The organism is Novosphingobium sp. HNCC26DJ243 (assembly GCF_057180545.1).
Map to the genome: position 1 here is coordinate 346712 of NZ_JBXUGN010000001.1, position 15310 is coordinate 362021.

General features: G+C 62.1%; 10 protein-coding genes. 3 read left to right on the plus strand and 7 right to left on the minus strand.

All coding sequences use genetic code 11. The annotated features are described in order from the left end of the window. The first annotated feature begins 65 nt into the window (after nucleotides 1-65). Both AC2A04_RS01730 and AC2A04_RS01735 read left to right on the plus strand, forming a co-directional pair. Complete coding sequence (locus AC2A04_RS01730) at nucleotides 66-1547, plus strand: MFS transporter (protein ID WP_484210583.1); 1482 nt, start codon at nucleotides 66-68, stop codon at nucleotides 1545-1547. Next, on the plus strand, nucleotides 1544-2449 hold the full coding sequence (locus AC2A04_RS01735; protein WP_484210584.1) for an ROK family protein: 906 nt from the start codon (nucleotides 1544-1546) through the stop codon (nucleotides 2447-2449). The genes AC2A04_RS01730 and AC2A04_RS01735 overlap by 4 nt, the downstream gene beginning before the upstream one ends. Here AC2A04_RS01735 and AC2A04_RS01740 read toward each other — a convergent pair. From AC2A04_RS01740 to AC2A04_RS01755, 4 genes are all read right to left on the minus strand, one after another. Beyond that, nucleotides 2428-3753, minus strand: coding sequence for a glycoside hydrolase family 32 protein (locus AC2A04_RS01740; protein ID WP_484210585.1), 1326 nt, complete (start codon nucleotides 3751-3753; stop codon nucleotides 2428-2430). The two genes, AC2A04_RS01735 and AC2A04_RS01740, sit on opposite strands and share 22 nt — an antisense overlap. Nucleotide 3754: 1 nt before the next feature. Next, the gene (locus AC2A04_RS01745; protein ID WP_484210586.1) at nucleotides 3755-5128 is read right to left on the minus strand and encodes a 2OG-Fe(II) oxygenase family protein; all 1374 of its coding nucleotides are present in this window, start codon (nucleotides 5126-5128) and stop codon (nucleotides 3755-3757) included. Further along, a complete protein-coding gene (locus tag AC2A04_RS01750; RefSeq protein ID WP_484210587.1) occupies nucleotides 5128-6630 on the minus strand; it encodes a tryptophan halogenase family protein in 1503 nt (500 codons plus the stop codon). Before AC2A04_RS01750 ends, AC2A04_RS01745 begins: the two co-directional genes overlap by 1 nt. Nucleotides 6631-6819: 189 nt before the next feature. Further along, nucleotides 6820-9336, minus strand: a complete 2517-nt coding sequence (locus AC2A04_RS01755) for a TonB-dependent receptor (RefSeq protein ID WP_484210588.1) — start codon at nucleotides 9334-9336, stop codon at nucleotides 6820-6822. Nucleotides 9337-9597: 261 nt separating this feature from the next. Between AC2A04_RS01755 and AC2A04_RS01760 the strand changes: the two genes are divergently transcribed. Further along, nucleotides 9598-10614: a LacI family DNA-binding transcriptional regulator gene (locus AC2A04_RS01760; RefSeq protein WP_484210589.1), complete on the plus strand. Its 1017-nt coding sequence runs from the start codon at nucleotides 9598-9600 to the stop codon at nucleotides 10612-10614. Nucleotides 10615-10628: 14 nt separating this feature from the next. On the opposite strand, the gene AC2A04_RS01765 is transcribed toward AC2A04_RS01760, so the two are convergent. The 3 genes from AC2A04_RS01765 to AC2A04_RS01775 are packed head-to-tail and all read right to left on the minus strand — an operon-like array spanning nucleotide 10629 to nucleotide 15254. Next, nucleotides 10629-11768 carry a glycoside hydrolase family 68 protein gene (locus tag AC2A04_RS01765; RefSeq protein ID WP_484210590.1) on the minus strand — a complete coding sequence of 380 codons (1140 nt, stop codon included), beginning with the start codon at nucleotides 11766-11768 and terminating at the stop codon, nucleotides 10629-10631. A 22-nt stretch (nucleotides 11769-11790) separates the two neighbouring features. After that, nucleotides 11791-13878, minus strand: coding sequence for an alpha-galactosidase (locus AC2A04_RS01770; RefSeq protein WP_484210591.1), 2088 nt, complete (start codon nucleotides 13876-13878; stop codon nucleotides 11791-11793). Nucleotides 13879-13886: 8 nt separating this feature from the next. Continuing rightward, nucleotides 13887-15254, minus strand: coding sequence for an MFS transporter (locus AC2A04_RS01775; protein ID WP_484210592.1), 1368 nt, complete (start codon nucleotides 15252-15254; stop codon nucleotides 13887-13889). Nucleotides 15255-15310 lie beyond the last annotated feature (56 nt).

Below are 15310 nucleotides of genomic sequence, written 5' to 3' on the forward strand. Positions count from 1 at the left end.
CATGATGCTGCGCAAGGGTTGAGAAGGCCGCGTCAGACGGTTGTCAGCAGGCGTCGGGGGGATGGATGACCGGGAAACCAAGACAGAACTTCTGGGGCCTTTGGAACATCAGTTTCGGCTACTTCGGCATCCAGCTCGCCTTCGCGCTGCAGAACGCCAACGTCAGCCGGATCTTCCAGTCGCTCGGCAGTGATGTCGATGATCTTGCCTTCCTCTGGATTGCCGGACCCGTCACCGGGCTGCTCGTCCAGCCCCTGATCGGCTATCATTCGGATCGAACGTGGGGGCGTCTCGGGCGGCGGAGGCCCTATTTCCTTGCCGGTGCAGTCTTGACGGCGCTCGCCCTCATGGGCCTGCCGAATGCCGGCTATGTCCTTCTGGCCGCAGCTTTCCTGTGGATGCTCGATGCCTCGCTCAACGTCGCGATGGAGCCCTTCCGGGCATTTGCTGGCGACATGACGCCAGACAGCCAGCGCGCGCAGGCCTTCGCGGTGCAAACCTGGTTTATCGCCGCAGGTGCGGTCGTCGGCAGTCTTGCCCCTGCCCTTTTCAACTGGCTGGGCATCGCCAACATCGCGCCAGCCGGGACCATCCCGCCGTCCGTGCGATACAGCTTCTATCTGGGGGCGGTTGCGATCGTGCTGACGGTAGCCTGGACCATTTACCGCGTGCGCGAATACAGCCCCGAAGAGATGACCGCGTTCGAAAATCGAGCCGATCCAGGCCATGATCTGCGCGATGAACCCCTGCTTTACCCCAAGACCGGACCGGGCTGGGTACTGGCCGGTGCCGCAACGTTGGGGCTTGTCCAGGTGTTCGACCTTGATCGGCAACTCTATGTCCTGGGCGCGGCGCTGATCGCATTCGGCGCGATACAGATTATGGTAAGAACCACGAGATCGAGCGGTGCCCTCGCCCATATCATCAGTGATCTGGCGCGAATGCCGGTGCAGATGAAGCAACTGGCGATCGTGCAGTTCTTCACCTGGATCGGCTTTTTCATCGTCTGGATCTATACCACCCCGGTCGTAGCCGAGCAGGCGTTCGGCGCGACCGATACGAGCGGAGCCGCCTACAATGCGGGTGCCGACTGGGTCGGCGTGATGTTCGCATTCTACAATGGCGTCGCGGCTTTGGCGGCCATGGTGCTGCCGCTGATGGCGCGCCGGATCGGGAATGTCGCCACACATGCGATCGGATTGCTGTGCGGTGCTGCAAGTTTCATCGGCATGCTTCTGCTTCGCGACCCGCATCTCTTGCTGCTGCCGATGATCGGCATCGGCATCGCATGGGCCTCGGTGCTGTCGATGCCCTATGTGATCCTGACCCGTGCCCTGCCGTCGCAGAAGTACGGAATCTACATCGGGATCTTCAACTTTTTCATCGTGATACCGCAGCTTGTGGTGGCAACTTTGATGGGCGGAATCATGCGCAGTTTCTTCCCCGGAGAGCCGCGCTGGACGATGCTTGTCGGCGGCCTGATGATGGCTGTTGCCGCCGGTGCGATGCTGCTGGTTCGCGAAACGCACAAGGACGATGCACAATGAGTGAAGAGGGACTGATCGGCGCGGTTGAAGCCGGGGGAACGAAATTCGTCCTCGCGCTGGCGAGACCTGACGGCGAGATTGTTGCACGCACGCGCATGCCGACCAACACGCCCAGCGAAACCTGGCCTGCGATGCAGGACTTCTTCGCGCAGGCTTCTGCAGCCCATGGGCGTATCGCATCGTTTGGCATCGCGAGCTTCGGACCGATCGACATCGACCAATCGTCGGACGCCTATGGTACTTTTACCACCACGCCCAAGGCAGGTTGGTCGGGTGCGCGCTTTCATGATGCGCTGGCGGGCTTCGGCGTGCCGATCAAGGTCGATACCGACGTCAACGGGGCAGCGATTGGCGAATGGATGGCAGGCGCGGGTCAGGGATGCCGCACACTTGCCTATACCACGATTGGCACCGGGGTCGGCACCGGCGTTGTTCGCGACGGTCGGTCTCTCATGGGTATATCGCACTATGAAAGCGGCCATATCGTGCCGCCGCAGAACCATGCCGCCGATCCCTTCCCCGGCATCTGCCCCTACCATGGCGGCTGTATCGAGGGCTTGGCGTGTGGGCCTGCCATTGAGCGCAGATGGGGGCGCAGCCTCGACAAGCTGGGCAGCGAACCGGGCGCAGTCGCACTGATCGCTGATTACGTCGCTCACCTTGCCGCAACTCTGGTGCTCTTGCACATGCCGGATCGGCTCATCTTCGGCGGGGGCGTGATGAAGGCTCCCGGGCTGGTCGAAGCCGTCAGGTCGGCGACTGCGGCCAAGCTCAACGGCTATGTCCGCCACCGGCGACTGGACGAAGGCCTGACCGACTACATCGTCATCCCCGGTCTGGGCGACGATGCCGGGATTACCGGCGCCATCGAGCTGGGGCGTCAGGCTTTGGCGAGCATATAGGAAACGGCAATCTGGCCCTCGCCCCGCAACGCCCAGGCTTCTCCGGCCAATCGGTGCTGCAGGGTAAGGCAAGCCGCGCCATGATCCGCAAGGATCTCGATGCTGCCGCTGTCGAGCCAAACCTCGACCGGTCCCGTTCCGTTGATCGACATCGTGCTCGTCCGGTCAAGCTCCGGAGTGACCGGGTCTGAACGGACCACGCTCAACACCCCATGGCGCAGACTGCACTGCACGGTTCTGCGAGCATCGTCGGCAAGGGTGAACAACCACGCCCCGGTGCCTTCGATAGTGAGCAATGCGCTCGCAGGCAAAGGATGGCAGCCTTGCGAAAGCGACAGCACCTCGGCTTGGCCGAACAGGGCGCGGCATGACGGCTCGACCGACTGCACAAGGGAATACCCCGATGCAGTGCGCCGCAAACTCATGCGGCGCGGTACGCTCATCGCGCCGCGCCAGCCCTGCAACGGCAAGTGCTTCTGGATCATGTGGTTGCCCATCCAGCCAATCCACGCCGGTCGGCCGCTCTTGTCGCGCGGGCCTTGCCAGCCAATCGAGGCGTAAAACTCGTTACCATGATCGGCGAGCTGCCACCCGGTTTCGGGCAGGAAGCTGACTCCATCAAAAACGCCCACGCGGTACATCGCGCCCGAACCGGGAGCACCGGAAAAGACGTCGACCTTGAACAGCCAGCGCGTCTCGCTCGAACCCTCGACGGGCAATTCGACAAGGTAGGGGCATTCCCAGAGGTGACCGGGCACGCCATCCTGCGCAATGCCGGACAGTTCGGTCCAGTGCACCAGATCAGCTGATCCGTAGATCAGCGCACGGTTTTCGTCCGACAGGACGACGGCCATCACCCATTTGCGCGAGGGCCCGTGCCAGAAGACGCTGGGATCACGGAAATCGGCCAAATTGCGATCGAGAACCGGGTTTCCGACATACTTCTTGAAAGTGCGTCCGCGGTCGGTGCTCGCAGCGATATGCTGCGTCTGGATCGGCCGGTCAGTGCGTGCGCCGGTATAGATGGCAATCATGGCGTCGCGCCCGAAGCCGGCAGTATTCTCGCGGTCGATCACCGCCGAACCCGAATAGATCATGGTGGAGTCCGCCTCGGCCAGGGCAACAGGCAGCTCCGTCCATTCGGCGAGGTCCGCACTGACCGCGTGCCCCCAGGACATGTGCCCCCAGTCCTCGCCGAAAGGATTGTACTGGTAGAACATATGCCATTCGCCATCGTGCCAGATGAGGCCGTTGGGATCGCTCAACCAGTTGGCGGCAGGGGCATAGTGGTATCGGGGGCGCATTTCAGGTTCTCGTCGCAGGAATGATGTCGAAGGCGATGGTCAGCCGTTCGCCGTCGGTGAATGGCACGGTGCCGTGCCACATGGTCGAAGGAAACAGGGCCAGCCTGCCGGGTCGGGGCACGACTTCACCGTATGGGGACAGCGGCAGCTTCAGTTCGGGCGGCGGTGCACCAAATTGCAGGTTTCCCGCCGGGGGATCGCCGAGCGCTTCGGCATCGGGGACCGATACGTAGAGAGCGGAACTGATCCAGCCCATCGGATGGGTGTGGACAGCGTGAAAGCCACCGGGCCGCAGGCGTACGGACCAGCTACCTGAAAACAGGAACGCTTGACGCGGTGCCGCCAACAACGGGTGCGAAGAATCTGCAGGGCCGAGGCTATCGACATATTCGCGCACCGCATGTTCAATCCTGGTCCGCGCGTTTGCGATCACCGGATCGATGCGCAGCAAGAGCGGTCGTTCCGTTTGCGTACCGCCGCGAACCGATTGCTCGTGCCAAGGTTGCTGCATGGTATGGAGACTGCGCAATGTATCGGCCAGCGTGGCAAGCTCAGCAACGTCGAAACCGAGATCGAACGTGCGCACATCACGCATCGCGCCGTCCAGCCAATCGACGCGCGGATCATCGAGCAAGCGCCAGGCCAGCGAGAGATAGGACCAGAAGGCGCGCATTGAAGGTTGCCCGACGTGGCGCAGGCAGACGTCGCGAGCGCGCTCGATCTGACCTCCGCGCAGGAAATGCCGCACCCGGGCAAGGTCGAGGCCGACGTCTTGCACCTGCTCTACAGCGTCAAACAACGCCCTGTCCTCGGCGGACGCTCCGCTTTCGCTGGCAATGAACAGCTTGCCCAGCAGTGATGCCCGGCGTTCACCGAGCCGCGCCTCGGCATCGGCAATCACCTCGCGCGCGTCATCCCAAAGCCTTGCCGTGGCCAGAACGTGGAACCACGCCATCCGCAAGCCGAAATTGTCTGGTTCTTGCGCAACGGCCAAGGCAAAGCTGCGCGCAAACTGCGCGTCGCCCGATGTAGCGCGCATCCCGCAAAGGCAGCGGTGACCGTCGATCCATGCAGGGTTGGCAGCGAGCAATGCGGCGAGCAGCGCTATACCTTCGTCCTGCCGCCCTTCGGCCACGAGGGCCGTTGCGCGCGATCGCTGCAGATCTATCCGCTGGGGATTGTGCAAGGCTGCGCGCGCAAAAAGATCGGCGGCATCAAGCCCTGCCTCGAACGTGATCTGGGCAAGGCCAAGCGAAACGTTGGGATCGGTCGGAGCCAGCTTCGCCGCTGAACGGATTGCCTCTAACGCTTCGGCAAGGTCCTGCACCTCGCGGGCAGCAACCGCTCTCTGCAAAAGGCTCGCAGCGTCAGACATCACGCCCTGCAGTGCGCCGCGATGAACTCCTCATGCGTTGGCTGCTGCATCGCTGCATGGTGCATCGCCGCACGCAACTTGCCGAGCCATTCGCGTCCGTTGACGCCGCGATAGTCGGCCAGCGGGTCCGCTCGCTCCGGGAAATTGAGCTGGCCGATGTGTACGGCCAGCCACGAGGGCGGCCCGAACAGATCGGCGTCACGCTGGACAAGCCTGCCGTAGCGGCGGAAATGCTCGATCTTCGTCTCGAGGGTATCGGGGATGGCCATGTCGGCGCAGTAACGCCAGAGTTCAGCATCATCGCGCTCGGTGAGCTTGTAGTGGAGGATCAGGAAGTCCCTGATGCGCTCGTACTCACCGGTTGCGATGCGATTGTATTCCTCGATCACGATGGGATCGAAGGTCTTGTCGGGAAAGAGCGCGAGAAGCTTGGAGATGCCCGCCTGGATCAGGTGGATCGAAGTTGATTCCAGCGGCTCCATGAACCCGCTGGAAAGGCCGACCGCAACGACGTTCTTTTCCCAGAAGGACTTGCGCCGGCCTGTAACGAAACGCAGCGGGCGCGGCTCGGCCAAGGCTTTGCCATCAAGGCGCGACAGCAGATTTTCGGCTGCCTCGTCGTCGGACAGGAATTTGCTGCAATAGACATACCCATTGCCGGTGCGATGCTGCAGCGGAATGCGCCATTGCCAGCCTGCCTCACGCGCGGTGGAGCGGGTATAGGGCGTAAGCGGGTAGGCGTTCTCGCAGGGCACGGCCATGGCGCGATCGCAGGGCAACCAGTGCGACCAATCCTCGTAACCGGCCTTGAGCGCGCCTTCGATCAGGAGCCCGCGAAAGCCTGAGCAATCGACGAACAGGTCAGCCTCGATGCGACGACCATCCTCGAGCGTGACGCCGGTGACGAAACCCGTTTCGCCGTGCTGCTCGACGCTGGCAACCTTGCCCTCGATGCGCGTGACGCCCTTGGCCTCGGAATAGGTTCGCAGGAAGCGCGCGTAAAGACCGGCATCGAAATGGTAGGCGTAATCAAACGTGGACAGAACATTGCGCTGGTCTGGCGATGGCGGTGCAAAGCGGTTCTGCTTGGCCAGGGCCCAGGCCATGGCGTGATCATCAAGCGGCGCAGTCTCGCCTTCGTCCCGCGCACGCAACCAGTAATGGTGCAGATTCACCATGTCGAACGCGCGGCCATATGGACCGAACGGATGGAAATAGCGATTGCCCTTGCGCGCCCAGTCGACGAATTCAATGCCGAGCTTGAACGTGCCCTTGGTGGCGCGAACGAACTCCCGCTCGTCGATCTGCAAGGTTTCGTTGAAAGTGCGGATGGGAGGAATAGTAGCCTCGCCAACCCCGACTGTGCCGATCTCGTCGGATTCGACCAGCGTGATCGCGCAATCAGTACGCAGCGCCTGCGCGAGGGCTGCGGCTGACATCCAGCCCGCAGTGCCGCCACCGATCACCGCAACCGAGCGGATCATCTGGTCAGACCTCGTCATGCAATGGCTCTCCCGCCTGGCATCTTCATCCCCCCATATCGCTCTTGCCGCGATAATGGAAAGGAAGGGCGGCAGCGCAAGATGCGCAACCGCCCTTCAGTACATGCGTCCCCTTCATGCGTCCCGAAGGAAGGACTTTTATCTGCCACGGTCCGGGGAGCCGCGTGGATTGGCTCCCCTCGCCATGGATCAGAAGTTGTAGCGGACCGAACCCGAGATCGTACGGCCCAGCGCCGGGGCGCCACCGATGACGGTCGGGGTAACCGAAGCATCGGCGATGCCGCCATTGCCGCGCAGGTCGAACGTGTCGAACACGTTGTACACCTGCAGACCAAGCTCGAGGTTCTTGATCGGGTAGACGCGCAGCGATGGGTTGAAGATCGCCTTGCCCGGGTACTGGAAGCCGTTGCTGTCGATCGCGTTGGTCTGGCCGGTGACGGCGAGTCCAAGGGTTGCGATCTCGCCCACGTCGTAATTCGCCGAGACCGTGTAGATCAGGTCGGGAATGCCGTCTGCGCGGATGTAATTGGCGGCGCCTGCACCAAGCTTCTTGGCCTTCGAGTACGTAGCGTTACCAACCAGGCTGAAGCCGCCATTACGATAGGTGGCGAAGATTTCAGCACCGCTCGACTTGTACTTGGCGTCGATCACGCAGCCACCGGCGCCGCCAGGGCACTTGGTCGCCGAGAGTTCGAAAGTCGACTGCTTGAAGTTGCCCTTGAGCAGGGTTAGTTCCATCGTGAAGCGGCCACCCAGCAGATCGCCACGGCTCTTGATGCCGAGTTCGTGCTGCTTGACGAAGTCCACCGAAGGCGTGACGCCATCGGCCGAGCAACCGCCGTTCCCTGCCGAAGCATCGGCCGAGGTGCAGAGAGCGCCATCGTTGCGGATCTTGCCGCCCAGGGTCTGGCGGTCACCGTTGAAGCGGCCACCGCGCGACGTGCGGGCAAAGATCGAGACGTTCGGAGAGACCTTGAACAGGCCGCCGAAGGTGTACGAGGTGTAGCTGCGGGTGTAGTTCAGCTGCTCACGCACGCCGTTCGAGGTGATCGTCGGGATGGTCACGCCGTTGCTGACGATGTTGAACTCCGAACCACCGGCAATGGCATAGCCGCTGGCCTTTACCCGCTCGAAGCGCACCGAGCCGTCGACGTCGAACATGTCGTGATCGAAATCGAGCGACAGGTAGGGCGCGGTATTGGCGTACGACAGGTCATAGTCGCGAGCGCAGCAGTTGCCCCAGTTGTTGTTGTAGCCCGAAGTGCCAGCCTGGGTCAGCTTGTTGCCGGCGCTGTCAAACAGGTCGAGCTGCGACGGGTTGTCGCCGTTCAGTTCGCGCAGCGACTTGTTCACATGCCAGTCCATCGCGATTTTCTGGTTCATGTAGAACACACCGGCGCGTGCGGTGACCTTGCCTGCGCCGAACTCGTACTTGCCAGCCAGGGTGAGGTCGTTGGCAAAGCTGCCGATGTCACGGATGTTCGTGCGAACGTTGACGTTGTTGTCGAGGTAATCACCCGTGAAGAGCTGGCCTGCGTTCGGGCCGCTGGCATAACGGATGGCGGCAACGGTCGAACCATTGACGTTCGAGCCGAGCACACTCGAGGTGCGGGCAGTGTTGAGAAATGGCGAGGTAAAGCCACCGCTCATCTTGGTGTAGCGCGCATTGTTGTCGACCGTGATGCCGCCGTCGAACTCGTAATGGAGCTGACCGCCGAACGACTTTGCGTTGGTGGTGATGCCGTCCATCTTGACGCGCTCGAGATTGCCGTCGCGATTGTAGATCAGGAAGTCCTGATTGTAGACCGAGTAGTTCGAGCTGTCCCGACCATCAAAGCCCGGATAGGGGCGGATGTTGCTGACATTCTTGCCGGTGATCGTGGCAAGCGCCGGGGCGCCCGTGTAGTTCGGCTCCTGCGTGTCGGCATACTTGAAGTTCAGGCGGAAGAAGCCCTTGCCACCGTCGAACTCCTTGGTGAAGTTGCCCTTCACCTGGATCGAATCCGACACCGTGTAATCGGCGTGGAGTGGTCCGCGGCCGTTCTTGAAGTAGCCACCGACGTGGAAGTAGGTCGTGTCGTTGATCGGACCACCATAGCGGAAATCGACGCGGGTTTCGTCATAGCCGAAGCCCTTGCCGACCGATACGAAGCCGCCTTCCTGCTTGCCGGTGTGGCTGATGTAGTTGATGACGGCGCCCGGAGCCTGCGAGGCAAAGGTCGTGGCCGAACCGCCACGAACGCCTTCGATGTTGGCGACCGAAGCGTCGAAACGGGTCCAGTAATCGTTGTTGCCGAACTGGATGTCACCAAACAGGACGGTGGGAAGGCCATCTTCCTGCAGCTGCACGAACGGCGAACCACCGGTGGCCACGGGCAGACCGCGGACGGCGATGTTGGAGTTGCCGCCGGGGCCCGACGTACCGGCAACCTGAATGCCCGGAATTGTGCGGAAGACTTCGGCTTCCGAGCTGGGCTTGAGGCTCTGGATCGTTTCTGCCGAGATCGAGCTGACCGAGACCGAGGTGTTGAGCTGGGTCTTGTCACGGCCCGAAGCGGTGACGACGATCGCATCGAGACCCACGGCCTCGGGAACGGCATCGGCACTGTCAGCCTGGGCGGCCTCCTGCGCATGGACCGGCGATACCATGAATGCGCTCGACAGCGCGATGAACGAAACGCAGGCGTTTAGGGGCGACAGCTTCATAGATCCTCCCATTAAGAAGCCCCTGCATTGATTTGCAGGAATCAGTCGTTATCTGCATAAGATCGGTTACAATCGTTTGCAATGAAATTCGCAATCGATTGTATGTTGCGTTTGCTGCGTGGCTTTGCCGCAACATCAGAGCACGCTCGTGGCCTTGGGAGCCACTGCAATCGGTTGACACCAATAGGCCGCTCGTCGCATCACGACGATTGGGGCAAGCATCACAAGCACCGCCAAACCTCTGCAGGATTTCAAATTTAGATGAGCGACGGCAAGGCTCCCGGCAAGATCCGGAACATCGCGGAACTCGCAAGAATGGCAGGCGTATCGGCCGGCACGGTGTCACGTGCACTTGCGGACAAGTCGCTCGTGAACAAGGAGACGCGCGAACGCATCCAGGCGCTGGCGCGTGAACACGGGTTCCGGCCGAATCAGATGGCGCGCCGCCTGCGCACGCAGAAGACCGGCGTGATCGGCGTGGTCATTCCGCTCGGCCACGAACGGCGCCAGCACATTTCCGACCCGTTCTTCATGAACCTCTTCGGCTATCTTGCCGACGAACTGACCGAGAGCGGGCACGACCTGATGCTGTCGCGCGTAATTCCCGGCGACGATGACTGGCTCGACCGCATCGTCGACTCTGGCATGCTCGATGGCGCGCTGGTCATAGGCCAGTCGGACCAGACCGGAGCGATCGAACGCGTTGCACAGAATTACCGCCCTCTCGTCATCTGGGGCAGCCATCATGAAGGTCAGGTGCAGTGCACGGTGGGCGTGGACAATTTTGCCGGCGGAAGACTGGCCGCGCAACATCTCGTGGACCGCGGTGTCAAGCGGCTGGCCTTTTTCGGCGATCCCAACGGCCCTGAAATTGCCGAACGCCAGGCAGGCGCACAGTCCGTCGCCGATGCCACAGGTCTGTCGCTTCGGGCTTTCCCCACGCATCTGGCAAGCGAGGAGATGCCGACCCAGATCGCAGCTCACCTCAATGATCTGGGCGGTTCGATCGAAGGCATCGTCTGCGCGTCCGACGTCATCGCCATGACCACGATCCGCCTGCTTCACGAGCGCGGCGTTTCCGTGCCCGATGAAGTCGCGGTGACGGGCTTTGACGATCTTCCGCTGGCATCGCTGATGGTTCCTCAGTTGACGACCGTGCGTCAGGACATCGCAGCAGGCGCACGGGCGATGGTGCAGGCGCTGCGCCAGCGAATGGATGGCGAGGATGCTCCGCCGACCATCATGACGCCGGAATTGATCGTGCGCGAAAGCGCCTGATTTGCGCGCCTTGGCTACGCTATAGTGACTGTGTCGCCATCGAAGCGAAGCTGGAACCGGGGTGCGGGTGTCCCTCCGAAATTGCTGCGCAGCAATTCCGGATGCTCGCTCACCGTGCGACCGCGCATTTCGTAGTAATCGACGAAACTCCAGACGACGCCTTCTCCAGTCACCCACCAGCTGTAGGATTGCACAGGCTCCGAATCCGGATTGGCGGCAACCAGCCCGCCGGTGTTCAATGGACGCCACGGCCCGTTCATCTCGTCGGCCACCATGCCATAAAGGCCGTTGGGTCCGGCTACTGCTTCGGGAGCGAACGTGTGCTGCTGCGTTGACCAGAACAAATAGTAGCGACCGTCACGCGCGACGATGTGCGGGCGCTCCAACTCGTTGTTCACGCCGATTGCATCGATCAGCGGGTCGCCGAGATGCCATTGGTCGTGTTCGAAGGTGGCAATGCCGATATTGCCGTTGAAGGCATGGTCCGACGCTGCAGAGCTGCCGGTAAACAGGATATGCGCCTTGCCGGAGTTCGGATCGCGAAACCAAGCAGGATCTCGGAACCCCTTGATCAGACCAGGCGCGCCGCGATCCTGACGGTCGAGGACATAGCGCACGCCATCCGCTTGGAACAGTTCGCGGGGTTGCTGCCACTCGCCCGGACCGTCCGTGCCCAAGCGACCCTCGACGACGAAGAGGCGCTGTTCGAAGGTCAGGCTCGCTTCGCCGCGCCGTCCCGCTGCCGTGATGAAATGCTGAACGGTGATGCCATCGTCCATCAGCACGGCCGAGCCCGCCCACTCGCGACTGCCCGGAGTCAGGCCATCCGGAAAGGCATTGCCGTGATCGGCCCAACCGTCCGCGCCCAGCGAAAGCAGGCGTATTCGCGCATGTCCGTGGCGCTCGACCGGATCGGCGAACACGGGTGCGCTGAGATAGAACCACCATTGCCGGCCTAAATGAGTGACGGTCCGACCGTCTTCATGAGCCAGTGGCCAGCAATCCCAGAGATCGTGGTTCCCGAGAATGCGCGTCACATCGCCCGCGCCGATCAGGGGAATGCGAGGAACCTCGGCATAGCCTGTCGGCTCCCAGCGCACCGGTGCTGCGGGCGCGAACGGCCGGACTGACGGCGAAATTTCTTGCATCTTCATCTTTCAAATCGCGCGGCCCGGCTCACGGACGCTTCTTCAAATGGAAAATCGTGACGGTTTCGGCCTTGCCCGGAGGGAGTGGCAGGCCGTTGTATGACAGCCAGTCAGCGTTGAAGGTGACTGCTACCGTGCGCATCGCATCGAAAAGCGGGGCGGAATGTGCGGCGTGTCCGCCCTCACCTCCGGCGATATTCAGAAGCGACACGTCCCAATCACCACTGGCGAGGAATGCGATCGGCAAAGGTTGCGGGCGGCGATCGAGCGGTGGATCGGCGCGTATCACGAACAGCAGGAATTCATCGTCGCGGCCCTGCGCCTGCCAGACAATTCCGTCACCGGCTTCACCCAGCCAGGCGCGACCGGCATGGATCAGGTCGCGCCAATCCTTGTGGAAGGCGATCCAGCCTGCAAGTTCCTTGCGCTCTGCTTCGTCGAGCGACCGGGGGTCCATCTCGACACCGAGATGGCCGCACATGGCCATTGCTGCGCGAAAGCCCAACGCGTGCCTGCGTCCAGTGGCGTGCGCCGGGCTCGCCCCGATATGCGATCCCATGACTTCGGGGGGAAGGAACGCCAGAAACCCGCGCTGAATAGCGATACGACTGACAGCGTCGATGTTGTCGCTGGTCCAATAGCGGTGGCAGAAGTCTGCCATGCCGGCATCGTTGCGACCGCCTCCACCGGCGCAGGCTTCGATCTCGACAGCAGGATGTGCGGCGCGGATCCTTGCCATGAGGTCGTAGGTCCCGCGCACCTGACCCGCGCCTCCTGCCGGCGCGAGATCGCGGTTGTGATCCCACTTGAGATAAGTGATCGGGAGCGCCTTGAGCAGGTCATCGATGCATTCGAACAGGTAATCGCGAACATCGGTTCGGCGCATGTCGAGCACCAGTTGGTTGCGCGCGGTTGGCCGGGCGCGATCGGCCAGCGCCAGCCCCCACTCCGGGTGGCGGCGGTAAAGATCGCTGTCGGGGTTGATCATCTCCGGCTCGACCCAGAGACCGAACTCCATGCCAAGGTCGTTGATGCGTTTTGCGAGAGGGCCAAGGCCCTGCGGATACTTGCGCAGGTCATGAGTCCAGTCGCCGAGCCCGGCGCTGTCGTCGTCGCGATTGCGGAACCAGCCATCGTCGAGAATGAAGCGCTCGACGCCGACCGACGCGGCAGCTTCCGCCAGGGCGATGACGCGCTCTTCGTCGTGATCGAAGTAACAGGCTTCCCACGAATTCAGATGAACCGGGCGGGCGCGCATGACACAGTCAGGCCAGTTCAGGCGAGATCGCACGGCCTCGTGGAAGGCAGCGATGATGCCGTTGCGCCCGGAGGTTGACACGGCAACAATCGCGTCAGGCGTCTGCCAGCTTTCACCGGGTGCGAGGCGGATTTCCCCCGGCAGCAGGACCGCACCTGCAGTCAGCGTCCAGAATCCTTCGTCGTCACGCTCGATCGCGATGTGGCTGTCGCCAGACCAGGCAAGCTGCAGCGCACGCACAGTTCCGGTGCCGAAGGTCGCACCTTCATCGAGGACGTAGACGCCGGGCGGTCCGCCATGCCCCGAAATACCGCGTCGTCCCTCGCGCACCCATGCTTGTTGCGGCATGGCCTCGCGGCATTCGACGAGTTCGGCATTGTGCCGCCCCCGCCAGGAAACGATCTCTCGCGCTTGCGCCGGCAAGGGCATGAGGGCGCTGGCCAGCCAGTCCACCTCCACCGGTTCGGTGCCGACGTTCCGCAAGATCGTGCAGCATGAAAAGGCACTACCTGTGGAAGCATAGCGCTGTTCGACCTCGACGCCCGCAACTATATCCAACGATTTGACGGCGATCCTGGACGCATCGACTTCGATCGACGATTTGAAGAAGATCGGCACAAGTTCATGGCCGTTACGACGCAAGCGCGCCAAAGCGGGACCAAACCATCCCAACCCTGCGGGAGGTATGGTTGAAAAGGGTTCATCCTGGTCGAGAGAGTACGATGCTGCGGTGCGAACCTCGGCCAAGGCGCAGGGAGGAACGGCCGACACGCGCGGTCCGAAATGCCTCCAGACAGGCAGCGCATTCACGCGAGATTCGAGCACGAGGCTGCCCTCGCCTGCATGAAGGCTTGCCATTTTCATCATCAGGCGATCGCAGCGCCCTGCGGCATGGAGTCGGCACGCCCTTCGCGAACCCAGAGGACAGAGAACCCGGCGAGGATCAGGCTGACGCCACAGAACATCAACATGTTGCGCGGATCGCCCCCGAGCACGAGCTTGTAGGCATCAAACCCGATCGAGACGACGCCGAGATCGAGACGGCTCATGACCACCGCGAAGATCAGCATCGGAATGACGATCATCATGTTGAAGATGCCCATGTAGACGCCGGTGCGCTGGGCCGGGATTGCATTGCTCAGGATCGCATAGGGATTGCCCATGATGCTTCCCCACGCGAGACCAATGCCGACAGCGGGCAGAAAGAGCAGCGCCTTGTCGGTGATACCGGGCAGGACGAACATGCCGACGCCCCCTGCAAACAGGCACAAGGCGTGGAGGGGTCCGGGTCCGATCCGGCGAACGAGCGGCACCATCGCGAAGGCCGTCACGAAGGCGACAGCATTGTAGAATGCGGCAACTTCGCCATTGGTCAGAACGGCGCTGTGGAAGGCGCTGCTGTGCGCGTCAGCCGTGCCGTAGACAGTGCGGCTGATCGAGTAGACGGCATAAGTCCAGTAGCCTGACATGCCGACCCACTGGAACAGGCTCATCAGGCCAAGCTTGCGCATCGCAACGGGCATGTCGACGATGGCGCTGCCGATCTCGCGCAAGGTTGCGCCCAGACCCTTGGGTTGGGCCGCAATGTGTGCGCGTTCGTCAACCGTCAGCGGAAGTTCCGGGACGCGCAGAACGGACCACAGGATCGTGGAGAGTGACAGGACCGCGCCAATCATGAAAACGACGCGCACGGTGTAGGGAATGTTGTGGCTGTCCACCCAATCCTGATTCATGCCGAGGCCGACCAGCAGGGACGGCGTCAAGAAGGCGAGCATCTGGGCAAGACCGGTGAAGGCACTTTGCGAAAGGAATCCGGCCTGCCGTTGATCGGGATTGAGCCGATCGGACACGTAGGCGCGGTAAGGCTCCATTGTGATATTGTTGCCCGCGTCGAGAATCCACAGCAGCGACATCGCCATGAGGATCGAGCTGGATAGCGGCATGAAGAACAGGCCCACGGCGCAAAGCACCGCGCCGATCAGGAAATAGGGCGTACGGCGGCCCCACTTGCTGTCCGTACGGTCACTCAATGCCCCGATAATCGGCTGCACAAGCAAGCCGGTTATCGGGCCGGCGAGTTGCAGCATGGGCAACTGCGATTCGTCTGCGCCGAGATAGCTGTAGATCGGGCCCATGTTGCCCTGCTGCAGACCGAAGCTGAACTGCAGACCGAGAAACCCGAGATTCATCTCCAGGATGCGCGAGAGCTGAAGATGTGGACGATGGGCGGTCATGCTCGGTCTCTCCCGTCGGGCTTGTGCGTCCCTTGGAGATCACCTTGTCACAAGCC